Below are 12,679 nucleotides of genomic sequence, written 5' to 3' on the forward strand. Positions count from 1 at the left end.
ACCCGGAGTGCTGTGCCGTGGTGTTGAAACGTGACCCGCATCGCTCCGGCAGGACACACCGGAGCGACGCGGTTCAGGATCAGGCCTTGCTGCCTTCCAGGTAGCGCGCGTGCGCTTCGACCAGGATCTGCTTGGCTTCCGCCGCGCCGCCCCAGCCGTCGAGCTTGACCCACTTGCCCTTTTCGAGGTCCTTGTAGTGCTCGAAGAAGTGGCCGATGCGCTCCAGCCAGTGGCTGGAGACCTGCTCGATGTCCTCCACGTGGGCATAGCCGCTGAAGATCTTGGCGACCGGCACAGCCAGGATCTTCTCGTCGCTGCCAGCCTCATCGCTCATCTTCAGCACGCCGACCGGGCGGCAGCGCACCACCGAGCCCGGCACCAGCGGCAGCGGCAGCACCACCAGCACGTCGGCCGGATCGCCGTCGCCGCACAGGGTGCTGGGCACGTAGCCGTAGTTGCACGGGTAGCGCATCGGGGTCGACAGGATGCGGTCGACGAAGATCGCGCCGGTTTCCTTGTCCACTTCGTACTTCACCGGCTCCGAGTCCTTCGGGATCTCGATGATGACGTTGATTTCTTCCGGCGGGTTCTTGCCGGGCGAGACGAGTTCCAGACCCATGGTCGTGCTCCAGGTGGGGATGTAGGCGGATAGCCCTCCATTTTATGCCTTTGCAGGCCGCTGTGCAGGTGGGGCGACCCCTACAGGCCGCTGCGCAGGTGGACGACCTGCGGCGCCCGCCTTGCCCGATGGGCCCGGAAGGCCGGCCGGCGCAGGCTGCTGGCTCGTTCCCTGGGAGATATCCGCCATGTCCTGGACAACCCGCTGCTGCGGCACGTTCCTGTTGTTCGCAACCCTGCCGGCGCTGGCACACGCCAGCCATGTCGACCTTGTCGACTACCCCTCGCCCCAAGCCAATCGGGACCGCTTCCACCGGTTGCAGGCGTCGCTGGTGCGCGAGTTCGACGGCATCTGCGCCGACACCTTCTGCGAAGGTGAGTACAGCAACTACCGGGTACTGACGTTCCGCTGTGCCGTGCAGGCCGAAGCCGGCACCGTACGCCACTGCGCCTGGGGCATCGTGGCCAGCGAGCTGCGGGTCGAACCGGTCCGTGGCGAAGTGCAGGTGGACAATGCGCGCTGGATCTGCCCCGTCACCCTTGGGGAGGGGATTCCGGTGGAGGTGTTCCACGCGACGCTGGAGCAGGAGGAGGGCGCGTTCGAGCCCTTCCCCGGCACCGATGTGACGGTCTTCGACACACTGCCGACCTGCCTGGGGCGGCCGGGCAATGCCGGGAGGGCCGCCTGATGCGCGCGCTGAAGAGGGTTGTACTTGCAGGCCTGATGGGGCTGGCCGGCGCGGCACACGCTGCGCCGGCCTATGTGGATGCACGCCTGTTCCCCAGCCAGACGGCTGGGTGGCAACGCTTCCTGGCGGTCGAACGGTCGCTGCGGCAGAGCTTTGACCACGTCTGCGGTGACACCTTCTGCGAAGGCGAATACAGCAATCTGCTGCCGATGCGGTTGCGCTGCTCGGTGCATGCGGCAAGCGGCGCCATCCAGAGCTGCATCTGGACCTTCGCCGGCAGCGCCACCACGGTGGCTGATGATGGACGGATCGATGTCGACCTGCGCAGTTTCGCCTGTCCACTGCCCGTGGCGACGGGAACACGGCTTGAGGATTTCCTGCGTGCGCTGGAGCAGGCCGCGCCCGACCGTGCGATCCACGTCACGCCGCCAGGCAGCCGCATTTCGATTCACGAGGGGCTGATCGGTTGCCTGTGATCCTCTCAAATGAGAACGTGACTGATTCGCATTGACGGTGTAGCATGCGCGGCGCCCTCCCGTCGTACCGGCTCCGCGCATGCCATCCAATGCCGCCACCCTCACCGAACTGCTGATCCGAGAGCGGCCGGCGCTGCTGCGCCGGGTGCAGCGCATCCTGGGGGGCGACCCGGGTGCGGAGGACGTGATCCAGGCTGTCTGGTTCAAGGCCCGCGGGGTGGGCAACGCCCCGTTGATCGACAATCCCAGGGCCTATCTGTACCGCCTGGCAGCCAACCTGGCGACCGATCATGGACGCGAGTCGACGCGCCGCAACCGCCTGTTGGCCGATCACTACCTGTGGGGACCGGACGAGGCTACGTCCACGTCCACCGAAGAGCAGGTGATGGCGCAGGATGAGCTGCAGCGTGTCCTCGATGCGGCCAGCCACCTGCCGGAGCCGACCCGTGCCATCTTCCGCCTCAATCGGCTGCAGGGCCTGACCCAGGCCGAGATCGCGCGTCGCCTTGGCGTGTCGGTCACCACCGTGGAGAACCACATCCGCGCCGCGTTGCAGCGCCTGGCCTGGGCCCGCAGCGGCCGCTGAGCGGACGCGCTTGGGGATGGGCCTGGTTCAAACGTCTTGATGGCTGGGCTGTACCTGCGGTCCAGTTCCCTCTCCCCGCGCGTGAGTATTCCTGTCCGCCAGCCAATGAGCCCGCCGAACACTTCTTCTCCCGCCGCCTGCGAAGACGTCGTGGCCGAACAGGCCATGCGCTGGATCGCGTGGCTGGCATCGGGCGACATCACCGATGCTGGCATGTGCGAATTCGAAGAGTGGCTGGCGCAACCGGGCCATCGCCACGCCTTCGAGCAGCAGCGCACGCTGTGGCGCAGCCTCGGCCCTCGACCGGCTGTCGCGTCTGCGGTGCGGCGCCGGCGTCAGCGGCTGCGCTGGATGACGGCTGCCGCTGCCGCCCTGGCGATGCTGATGGTCTGGCCCGAGGCGTCCCTGCGCCTGCAGGCGGACCACCGCAGCCGCCAGAGCGTCCAGCATGTGCAGTTGCCCGACGGCAGCCGTGCGGTGCTCGACGCGGACAGCGCGATCGCCGTGCACTTCGATGCGGGCACTCGGCGGGTCGATCTGCTGCGTGGCCGCGCCTGGTTCGAGGTGGTCGCCGATCCGCAGCGGCGCTTCAGCGTGGCCGCAGGCAACGGCGTGGTTGAAGACATCTCCACGGCATTCTCCGTGTCGCGGGTCGAGGAAGCGGTTGAAACCCAGGTCGCGCAGGGCAGGGTGCGCGTGGCCGCCCCGGCCGACAGTGGCTGGACCTATCTGCAGGCGGGGCAGCGTGCGCAGTACGGTTCCGCGTCCGGCGTCGTCCGCCTGAGCGATGTCGCTGCCGACAGCGTGGGTGCGTGGCGCCAGGGCGAACTGCTGCTTGAGCAGGCCAATGTTGCCGATGCAGTGCATCTGCTTGGTCGTTATCGTGCTGGTCCGACCTTCGTGCAGGGCGACCTTTCGACCTTGCCGGCCGTGAGCGCCGCACTGCGTATCGATCGCCCCGAACAGGCCCTGGATGCACTCGCGGAGACGACGGGGCTGAGGATCACCCGCCTGCCGATGGGTGTGGTCATCGTTCACAGATGACGCCGTGTCACGTGTGGAGACGTGATCGGCAGTGATCCCCCTTGGGGCTGTGGCGCTGCCGTTCGTCTTACTCCACGAACGTACCCGCAGCCGCCACGTACGTCGCCGTGTCCACGCGTGCCGTGGATGACGCCGCGCCTGCGGCTCCGCTTTCCTGACAGGTTTCTCCATGTTCGATTCCCCACGTCCGGGCCGCACTCCGCGCCCGTCCCGACTGTGTGTCGCACTGCTCGCCGCCGGTATTGCCGGCGCAGTACCGCCCGCGCTGGCCCAGGATACTGCCAACCCGCAGGTAGCCGCGCAGCGCTTCGACATTCCCGCGCAGCCGCTCGACAGCGCGTTGCGCAGCTACATGCGGCAGTCCGGCGTACAGGTGGTCTATCCGGCTGCGTTGGCCAGCGGCGTCACGTCGCAGGCGGTCAGCGGCCCGCTCACCGCAGACGAGGCGCTGACGCGGCTGTTGCAGGGCAGTGGCATGGGCGTGCGCCGTGTCGGCGACGGTGCAGTGACACTGGCAGCGGCTGGCGCCCTGCAGGCGCAATCGCCGACCATCACCGGCCCGCTGCGTGTGGCCGGCGATCGCGTCGCTGAAGGCATCGGCAGCGACGAGGCGCGCCTGCTCGACACCTATCGCAGCGTCGGCTCGACCACCACGCTGGATCGCACAACGCTGGAGCGCTTCCGTGGCACATCCAACGGCGACATCGTCAAGGGCGTGGCCGGGGTCACCGCCGGTGATCCGCGCGTGGGCAACGGATTCGACGTGAACATCCGCGGCATCCAGGGCCAGAGCCGCGTGCCCGTCATCATCGATGGCGGGCAGTCCAGCATGGACACCTACCGGGGCTACGCCGGCCAGTCACAGCGCAGCTATCTTGATCCGGACCTGATCTCACGCCTGACCATCACCAAGGGCCCCAGCCTGAAGGCCAACGCGTCCGGCGGCATCGGCGGCGTGGTGGAGATGGAGACGCTGAACGTGGGTGACATCCTGCGCGAGGGCCGCGACGTCGGCGTCCGCGTGCGCGCTGGGTTGGCCAACGCCAGCGCCAACAGCGTGCCGGCATACAGCGCCGTGCCCCGCACGGACCGCAGCGCCACCGGAAGCCAGTTCTTCAACGTTGCCGCCGCCGGGCAGTGGGACCGCTTCGATCTGGTCGCGGCGTACGCCCGCCGCGACAACGGCAACTACTTCTCCGGCAGGCACGGATACGATGACTTTCCGCAGACCCGGCGCACGCTGGCACCGTTGAATCCGCCGCGCACAGAAGTGTTCAACACCTCCTCGCGCTCGACGTCGGCCCTGCTCAAGGGCACCTGGCGCATCGACGATGCGCAGACCCTCGAAGCCGGCTATCGCCGCTATGAAGGCCGCGCCGGCGAGATCATGGCCTCGCAGATCATCCGCGTCGAACGGGATCGCATTCCACAATGGGACCCGGGCCATGTCGACATGGACAGCTACAGCCTGCGCTATCGCTTCGATCCAGACAGCGAGCGAATCGATCTGCGTGTCAACGCCTGGTACACCGATGCCGACAGCGTGATGTACAACAGCCTGACCGGCATCACGCCGTGGTACTTCGACCGCCGTACCGAGTGGTACGACGCGCCGAGTTTCAGCGGCGATCCGGGTTACAAGGATGCCTACCGCAATCCGCTGCGACAGAAGCGCTTCGGCCTGGATGCCAGCAACACCTCGATCTTCGACACCCGTGCAGGCGTGTTCACCCTCGACTACGGCCTGTCCTACAGCGACGAGGACATCGCACCGGGCAGCTCCGCACCGATCAAGCAGGATGATCTGGTCAACAACCGTTTCCTGCGCAACGCTGAGCGCAAGGAATACAGTGCGGTGGCGTCGCTGAAGTGGCAGCCCGACGAACACTGGGAGTTGATGGCCGGTGGCCGCTGGAACCGGGTGGACGTGCATGACCGCAATCGTCTGGCCACACCCGATGCCTATGAAGTGCAGGGACAGTACCGCTACACCGAGCTGCTGGATGGCAACCCGGCACTGCCCTCCTGGCGCGCCAAGCGCATCGCGCTGCTGAACTGGTATCCGGACGCCGATGGTGCGTTCACCCAGGCCTCGCTGTTGGCCTCGCCGTACAAGAAAGGCACAGTGGCTGACATCGGTGGCTGGAACTTCTACGACGCTGACGCACCGGAAGACCTGGAGGTGCCGGTCAGCTGGACCTGGTCGCAGCCGATCCGTCGCCGCGACAGTGCCTTTTCACCCACCGCCAGCGTGGCCTATCGCTTCAGCGAGGACACGATGGTCTACGTGAAGTACGCCGAGGGCACCAAGCTTCCGAGCCTGTTCGAGACGACACTGGGCCTGTTCACCGCTGCCAAACCCGTCGGAGAGCTGAAGCCGGAGCGCGCGCGCAGTTGGGAAATCGGTGCCAGCACCGTCCACCATGACCTGTTCACCGCCGGCGATCGCCTGGCGCTGAAGCTGGCGTACTTCGATACGCGCATTGATGACCTGATCACGCGTGACTACCGCACGCTGTCGGCCGGCCTGATCCGCAACGTCGACCAGTTCAAGGTCTCAGGCATGGAGGTCCAGTCCAGCTATGACAGCGGCAAGGTATTTGCCGACCTGTCCGCGCATTACTACTTCAAGGCCAAGACCTGCGCCCCGGACATCGCCGCCGAGCGCCGGGCGTACGGTGCACAGCGCAACAACGATGAACTGGCCAGTACGCCCAACTGCGTGGACGGTGGCTTCGAGGGTTCCTACACCAATACGCAGAACCCGCCGCGCTACATGGTGAACCTGACGGCTGGATCGCGCCTGTTCGACGAGCGCCTGACCTTCGGCACCCGGGTGATCCACAACGCCGGCCCGATCAGCAGACTGGACAAGGACTGGAATGTCGGCCTTTCGGCGATCCAGCAGCTGTACCGGCCCACCACTCTGGTGGATCTGTTCGCCAGCTGGCGATTCAGCGACCAGCTGTCGGTGGAGGCGAATGTGGACAACGTGACGGATCGTTACTATCTCGATCCGCTCGCCTTGGGCGTGATGCCCGCCCCGGGCCGTACCGCGCGCCTTGCGTTCACCTGGAGGTACTGATTACCTGCGCAGAGCGCCTTCGGTGGGTGCGGACCTTGGTCCGCACCGCCTTGCCGCGACCGCGGGCTTACAGCCCGGTCGCTGCCTTCACCGCATCTTCGTGCAGCGACTCGTTCAGTTCATCGACCACCGTGCTCCAGGCCGCATCGGCCTGCAGCGATTCGGCCAGGAACTGCCGCTGGCCATCGTTCCAGTAGGGCGCGTCGGCCACCGCCACGCCGGTAGCCAGCTGGTGGTCGCGGATGAAGCGGGCGATGCCCTCGGCGCTGGCATCCAGGCCCAGCTGCAGGAACAGGTTGGTCATGCGCGGTTCGGTGGTGATCATCATCGGTTCCCGGCGGGAAAGAGGGAGGGGCATTATCGACGCAAGCGGGCTTGGGGAAAGCCCTGCGCCGCACGTCTACAGCAGGACCTCTCTCCCAGGTACCCTCCGTGAACGCACATATCGCTCCTGAAGACAGCCGTAGCCTGCGCCTCAAGGCCGCCACGCGCGACAGCCACGGCGCGCTGGACAAGCGCATCATGGCCGGTGACATCTTTGCCGATCTCGGCAGCTTCGCCCGCTTCCTGCGCGTGCAGTACCGCTTCCATCGCAGCATCGACCGGCTGTACGCCAGCCCGGCGCTGGACGCATTGCTGCCGGGGCTGGCCGGGCGTCGGCGTCTGCAGCAGGTGGCAGCTGATCTGCACGACCTGGGGCAGGATCTCCCTGGCGCGGACATGGCGCCGTTGGCAGGTGACCTGCCGTTGCCGGTGGCGCTGGGGTGGCTGTACGTGGCCGAAGGCTCCAACCTGGGGGGCACGGTGCTGTACAAGATGGCCGCGCGGCTTGGCCTGGACCAAGGGTTCGGTGCCCGCCACCTGGCTGCGCACCCGGATGGCGCGGCCCGCCACTGGCGGGAATTCACCGCCGCGTTGGATGCGGTGCCCCTGAGCGCCGCGCAGGAACAGCAGGTGATCGATGCCGCCGATGCCGCGTTCCGTAGCGTGCATGGCCACGTTGAAATCGAGTTCGGCTGATGCCCGGGCTCTGCCTGCGGGCGATGCGCTGATGCGCTGGCTGTGGTTCGCGCTGGGCTGGATGATGGTCGGGCTGGGGGTGATCGGCGCGTTGCTGCCGGTGATGCCCACCACCATCTTCCTGATCCTGGCGCTGGGCTGCTTCGCGCGCAGTTCGCCACGGTTCGAGCAACGGCTGCTGGCACATCCTCGCTACGGCCCGCCGCTGCGACTGTGGCGGGAACAGGGCGCGGTGTCGCGCCGGGGCAAGGCATTGGCCAGTGCCGGCATGGCGGTGGGGTTCGCCTTGTTCTGCTGGGGCGCGCACCCTTCCTGGCGGCTGCTGCTGGGCGTGGGGCTGTTCTTCGCGGTCAGCGCCGGCTATGTGCTCAGCCGGCCGGCGCCACGACTGGAGCCGCCCCAGAGTGTCGAACGTGGCGATGTCGGCGATCCACGCCGCTGTGGGCGTCGCTGGAATCGCTGAGTCCGGGTGAGGGGGTGGAACCGGGCCCACGCCCGGCTCCACCGATCCGCTACAGCAGCGGCACCAGCAGCAGCGCCACGATGTTGATGATCTTGATCAGCGGATTGATCGCCGGCCCGGCCGTGTCCTTGTACGGGTCGCCGACCGTGTCGCCGGTCACCGCGGCCTTGTGCGCTTCGCTGCCCTTGCCGCCGAAGTGGCCATCCTCGATGTACTTCTTGGCGTTGTCCCAGGCACCGCCGCCGGTCGTCATCGAAATCGCCACGAACAGGCCGGTGACGATCGTGCCGATCAGCAGGCCCCCCAGTGCGCGTGGGCCCAGCAGCAGGCCGACCACCACCGGCACCACCACCGGCAGCAGCGAGGGCAGGATCATCTCGCGGATCGCAGAACGGGTCAGCATGTCCACGGCCTTGTCGTACTGCGGCTTGCCGGTGCCCTGCATGATGCCGGGGATGTCGCGGAACTGCCGGCGCACTTCCTCCACCACCGCGCCGGCGGCACGACCCACCGCCTCCATGGCCATCGCGCCGAACAGGTACGGAATCAGGCCGCCGATCAGCAGGCCGATGATCACCGTGTGGTCACTGAGGTCGAAGCGGAACTCCTGCCCGGGGTTCGCCGCCTGCAGGTTGTGCGTGTAGTCGGCGAACAGCACCAGCGCCGCCAGCGCCGCCGAGCCGATCGCATAGCCCTTGGTCACTGCCTTGGTGGTGTTGCCCACCGCGTCAAGCGGATCGGTGATGTCCCGGATCTCCGAGGGCAGTTCGGCCATCTCCGCGATGCCGCCCGCGTTGTCGGTGATCGGTCCGTAGGCGTCGAGGGCCACGATCATGCCGGCCATCGACAGCATGGCAGTAGCGGCGATGGCGATGCCGTACAGGCCGCCCAGCGCGTAGGCGCCCCAGATCGCGGCACAGACCGCCACCACCGGCAGCGCGGTGGACTTCATCGAGATGCCGAGGCCGGCGATGATGTTGGTGCCATGTCCGGTGGTCGACGCCTGGGCGACGTGCTGCACCGGCTTGTACTGGGTACCGGTGTAGTACTCGGTGATCCAGACGATCAGGCCGGTCAGGACCAGGCCGATGAGGGCGCAGCCATACAGCGCCAATGGACCGTGCACGTTGTCGGACATCAGCCCCGTGGTGATCGGGTAGAAGGCGACCGCCGCCAGAACACCCGACACGATCACGCCCTTGTACAGGGCCCCCATGATCGAGCCACCGGGCTTCACCTTGACGAACAGCGCGCCGATGATCGATGCGATGATCGACACGCCTCCCAGCACCAGCGGATACAGCACGGCGTTGGCGCCGGCTTCGGCGAGCATCAGGCTGCCCAGCAGCATGGTTGCGATCACCGTGACCGCGTAGGTTTCGAACAGGTCGGCGGCCATGCCGGCGCAGTCACCGACGTTGTCGCCGACGTTGTCGGCGATCACCGCCGGGTTGCGCGGATCGTCTTCGGGAATGCCGGCTTCGACCTTGCCGACCAGGTCGGCGCCGACGTCGGCGCCCTTGGTGAAGATGCCGCCGCCCAGGCGCGCGAAGATCGAGATCAGGGAAGAGCCGAAGGCCAGGCCGACCAGCGCATGCAGCGCCTGGTCCATCTGCAGCCCGAGCCGCAGCAGCAGGGCGTAATAGCCGGCCACGCCCAGCAGGCCCAGGCCGACCACCAGCATGCCGGTGATCGCACCGCCACGGAACGCTACGTCCATCGCGGCGCTGATGCCGTTGCGTGCGGCTTCAGCGGTCCGCACGTTGGCGCGCACCGACACGTTCATGCCGATGTAGCCGGCAACGCCGGACAGCACCGCACCCACCGCGAAGCCGACAGCGGTGTACCAGCTCAGGAACACGCCTACGAGCACGAACAACACCGCGCCAGCGATGCCGATGGTCAGGTACTGGCGGTTCAGATAGGCGCGTGCGCCCTCCTGGATCGCGGTGGCGATCGCGACCATGCGCTCATTGCCGGTGGGTTGGCGCAGGATCCAGCGCGCCGAGACGATTCCGAACAGGATCGCGAGAATGGCGCAGCCCAGCGCCAATGACAGCCCGTGACGTTCCAGCATTAGACCCCTCCGCAGAATGGATGATGAGCATCCAGTGGCGATGAACTTCACCACGAGGGGGACGACGGGCTGCAGCCTGGAACCAACCCGTGCCGACCGTGGCGGTCGTCCGACGTATGGCGGTGTTCAGCATTCCCTGGTGGCCGCAGTATGCGTGCACATGCGCCCGGATGGTAGCGCCGTGCGTGGAAGGCGCAGCGCTTGCCCCTCCACCGACGCGCCTTTGCACCCTGTTAAGCCTTCCTCTGCAAGCCTGCGCTCAGTCCTGAAGGAGACCCTCCCATGCGTCTGTCCCTGTTGATGCTTGCCGCCCTTGTGCCGGCAATGCCTGCATCTGCCGCCGAGACCCCGGAACTGCAACGCGCGGTGGGTGCGCCGCAGGCGGTGGGAGCGGTACACACGCTGCGGCAGATTCCCGAAGCCTGTGCGCGGCTGGAGGGCGCCTTCACCGGCCAGGCTGCCGAGCCGTATCGATTCGCCGTGGTCCGTACCAGCGAGCAGTGCCAGCCGCGCGCTCGTTTTGTCGACTTCGCCAAGGCGCAGCCCGCTGTCGACAAGGGCTGGAAGCTCAATGACGTGATCCGCGTGCCCAGCGCGACGTGCCCGGCACAGCAGGCGGTGGTGCGGGTGTGGCGTCTGCCGGTCGACAACCGCCAGTCGCTGGACGGCCAGGGGCAGTCGCGCATCTATCTGGAAGAAGCAAAGAAGCAGGCCGCCGCCGGCAAGATTCCGCAGGTGACGATGTTCGCCGCGCAGCTGCAGGTGGAAGGCAAGGCCTGCAACTGACGCCGTCCGGCAGGGCGAAGCCACGCAGGGCGTGGATGTACTTCGGCGCGCACCGGTAGCGTCGGGCCATGCCCGGCGGAGAACCCGGTAGTGCCGGCCGCTGGCCGGCACCCCTGCCATCACTCGGCCAGCTTCGCACCGCGGGCCACCAGCAGGTCACGCAGTGCCGAACGATGGCAGTGCGCCTCATCCTCGCAGTAGCAGCCCACGCTGATGTCGGTGTGCTGCGACAGCGCGGCCAGCAGATCCAGCGCGTGGGCTGCGTCGGGCGCCTTCATCTCGGCACGGTAGCTGCGGAAGAAGGCATTCCAGTCGGCCGCGGTGGTCGCCCCGCGAGCCTGTTTCACCCGTTCCGCGCTGGGCGACAACGTCGGGAACCAGACGTCGTACCAGTCCTGGCGGGCGAACTCGCTGCGTGGCACGCCGCGCGGCGGGCGGCGTACGGTGCCGATGCGCAGGCCTTCGCCCGGAATGCGCGGAGAACCGAGGCGGACGATCCGCAGGGCCATGATCGCAGTCAGACCTCGAAGGCCGGCAGCGTCTTCTTCACTGCCACGTTCTTCAGCGTCACATACTTCGGCAGGCCGTCGGCGCCGTACGGCAGTGGCGCTTCGCCCTTGATCAGCGGTGACAGATAGGCGCGCGCCCGGGCAGTGATGCCGAAGCCGTCGCGCCGGATGAAGCCGGCCGGCATCTTCTTCTCGTGGTTGGCGATCTTCGACAGCGGCGCGGACTCGATCTTCCAGCGGTACGGTGCGTCGCTGCTGCGCACGATCACCGGCATCACCCCGTTCTGGCCCTTCAATGCCAGTTGCACGGCCGCCTTGCCCACGGCCTGCGCCTGGTCCCAGTCGGTGCGGCTGGCGATGTGACGTGCCGAGCGCTGCAGGTAATCGGGCAGGGCCCAGTGCACCTTCAGCCCCAACTGGTCCTTGACCCGGCCAGCGAGGTGCGCGGCGACGCCGCCCAACTGCGAATGACCGAATGAATCCTTGCTGCCGCCGGCATCGGCGACGAAGCGGCCATCCGCCGTGGCGATGCCCTCGGAGGCCACGACCACGCAGTAACCGACGCGTTCGACCACCGCCTTGACCTTGGCCAGGAAGGCCGCCTCGTCATAGGCACGTTCGGGCAGCAGGATGATGTGCGGGGCCTCATCGTCGCCATTGCCGGCCAGGCCTGCGGCAGCGGCCAGCCACCCGGCATGGCGGCCCATCGCTTCGTAGATGAAGACGCGGGTGGAGGTCTCGGCCATCGCCGCGACATCCAGCGCCGCCTCGCGCACCGACACCGCGGTGTACTTGGCCGCCGAGCCGAAGCCGGGGCAGGTATCGGTAACAGCCAGGTCGTTGTCGATGGTCTTCGGCACGCCGATGCAGGTCAGGTCGTAGCCGGAGGCCTTGGCCAGCTGCGAGACCTTCAGCGCGGTATCGGCCGAGTCGTTGCCGCCGTTGTAGAGGAACCAGCGCACGTCGTGCGCGCGCAGGACCTGCAGCAGACGTTCGTAGCGCGCACGGTCGGCATCGAGCGACTTCAGCTTGAAGCGGCACGAACCGAAGGCACCGCCCGGTGTATGGGCGAGGGCGCGGATGGCCGCCGCACTCTCCCTGCTGGTATCGATCAGCTCTTCGCGCAGGGCGCCCAGGATGCCGTTGCGGGCCGCCAGGACCTTGATGCCCTTGGCCCGGGCCTGTTCGATCACCGCCGCAGCGGTGGCGTTGATGACCGCGGTGACACCACCGGACTGGGCATAGAGGAGGGTACCGTTGCGCATGCTTCTACCTGCTCAGGGGAGGGACATTGCAGGGACATTACCCGGATGCGGTAAAGTGGCG

13 protein-coding genes are annotated in these 12,679 nt (G+C 67.4%); 8 read left to right on the forward strand and 5 right to left on the reverse strand.

Annotation, left to right across the window (positions count from 1 at the left end; all coding sequences use genetic code 11):
* Positions 1-79: 79 nt before the first annotated feature.
* Positions 80-619: an inorganic diphosphatase gene (gene ppa / locus ABE543_RS05740; RefSeq protein ID WP_053519183.1), complete on the reverse strand. Its 540-nt coding sequence runs from the start codon at positions 617-619 to the stop codon at positions 80-82.
* A 187-nt stretch (positions 620-806) separates the two neighbouring features.
* Between ppa and ABE543_RS05745 the strand changes: the two genes are divergently transcribed.
* From ABE543_RS05745 to ABE543_RS05765, 5 genes are all read left to right on the forward strand, one after another.
* The gene (locus ABE543_RS05745) at positions 807-1,307 is read left to right on the forward strand and encodes a hypothetical protein (protein ID WP_346475420.1); all 501 of its coding nucleotides are present in this window, start codon (positions 807-809) and stop codon (positions 1,305-1,307) included.
* Positions 1,307-1,783, forward strand: coding sequence for a hypothetical protein (locus ABE543_RS05750; RefSeq protein WP_346475421.1), 477 nt, complete (start codon positions 1,307-1,309; stop codon positions 1,781-1,783). Before ABE543_RS05745 ends, ABE543_RS05750 begins: the two co-directional genes overlap by 1 nt.
* 79 nt (positions 1,784-1,862) lie before the next feature.
* On the forward strand, positions 1,863-2,369 hold the full coding sequence (locus ABE543_RS05755) for an RNA polymerase sigma factor (RefSeq protein WP_053519189.1): 507 nt from the start codon (positions 1,863-1,865) through the stop codon (positions 2,367-2,369).
* A 105-nt stretch (positions 2,370-2,474) separates the two neighbouring features.
* Positions 2,475-3,413, forward strand: a complete 939-nt coding sequence (locus tag ABE543_RS05760) for a FecR domain-containing protein (RefSeq protein ID WP_197600582.1) — start codon at positions 2,475-2,477, stop codon at positions 3,411-3,413.
* A gap of 169 nt (positions 3,414-3,582) precedes the next feature.
* The gene (locus ABE543_RS05765; protein ID WP_197600581.1) at positions 3,583-6,498 is read left to right on the forward strand and encodes a TonB-dependent receptor; all 2,916 of its coding nucleotides are present in this window, start codon (positions 3,583-3,585) and stop codon (positions 6,496-6,498) included.
* Positions 6,499-6,565: 67 nt separating this feature from the next.
* Here the strand turns inward: ABE543_RS05765 and ABE543_RS05770 are convergent, their stop codons facing one another.
* Positions 6,566-6,823 carry a DUF2789 domain-containing protein gene (locus ABE543_RS05770; RefSeq protein ID WP_053519195.1) on the reverse strand — a complete coding sequence of 86 codons (258 nt, stop codon included), beginning with the start codon at positions 6,821-6,823 and terminating at the stop codon, positions 6,566-6,568.
* A 107-nt stretch (positions 6,824-6,930) separates the two neighbouring features.
* On the opposite strand from ABE543_RS05770, the gene ABE543_RS05775 reads away from it, so the two are divergent.
* Together ABE543_RS05775 and ABE543_RS05780 are read left to right on the forward strand one after the other, a co-directional pair.
* Complete coding sequence (locus tag ABE543_RS05775; RefSeq protein ID WP_065175093.1) at positions 6,931-7,518, forward strand: biliverdin-producing heme oxygenase; 588 nt, start codon at positions 6,931-6,933, stop codon at positions 7,516-7,518.
* A gap of 31 nt (positions 7,519-7,549) precedes the next feature.
* Positions 7,550-7,981 carry a YbaN family protein gene (locus tag ABE543_RS05780; RefSeq protein ID WP_065181703.1) on the forward strand — a complete coding sequence of 144 codons (432 nt, stop codon included), beginning with the start codon at positions 7,550-7,552 and terminating at the stop codon, positions 7,979-7,981.
* 49 nt (positions 7,982-8,030) lie between these two features.
* Here the strand turns inward: ABE543_RS05780 and ABE543_RS05785 are convergent, their stop codons facing one another.
* Positions 8,031-10,058, reverse strand: a complete 2,028-nt coding sequence (locus ABE543_RS05785; RefSeq protein WP_053519201.1) for a sodium-translocating pyrophosphatase — start codon at positions 10,056-10,058, stop codon at positions 8,031-8,033.
* Between the two features lie 282 nt (positions 10,059-10,340).
* Here ABE543_RS05785 and ABE543_RS05790 point away from each other — a divergent pair, with 282 nt between their 5' ends.
* Positions 10,341-10,844 carry a hypothetical protein gene (locus tag ABE543_RS05790; RefSeq protein WP_111186796.1) on the forward strand — a complete coding sequence of 168 codons (504 nt, stop codon included), beginning with the start codon at positions 10,341-10,343 and terminating at the stop codon, positions 10,842-10,844.
* A gap of 119 nt (positions 10,845-10,963) precedes the next feature.
* Here the strand turns inward: ABE543_RS05790 and ABE543_RS05795 are convergent, their stop codons facing one another.
* Positions 10,964-11,353 (reverse strand): DUF488 family protein, encoded by a 390-nt coding sequence (locus tag ABE543_RS05795; protein WP_065175089.1) that lies wholly within the window; start codon positions 11,351-11,353, stop codon positions 10,964-10,966.
* Between the two features lie 8 nt (positions 11,354-11,361).
* Positions 11,362-12,618: a 6-phosphofructokinase gene (locus ABE543_RS05800; protein WP_053519209.1), complete on the reverse strand. Its 1,257-nt coding sequence runs from the start codon at positions 12,616-12,618 to the stop codon at positions 11,362-11,364.
* Positions 12,619-12,679 lie beyond the last annotated feature (61 nt).

The sequence above is a fragment of the Stenotrophomonas sp. TWI169 genome (genome assembly GCF_039674705.1).
GTDB classification, from domain to species: Bacteria; Pseudomonadota; Gammaproteobacteria; order Xanthomonadales; family Xanthomonadaceae; genus Stenotrophomonas; species Stenotrophomonas maltophilia_P.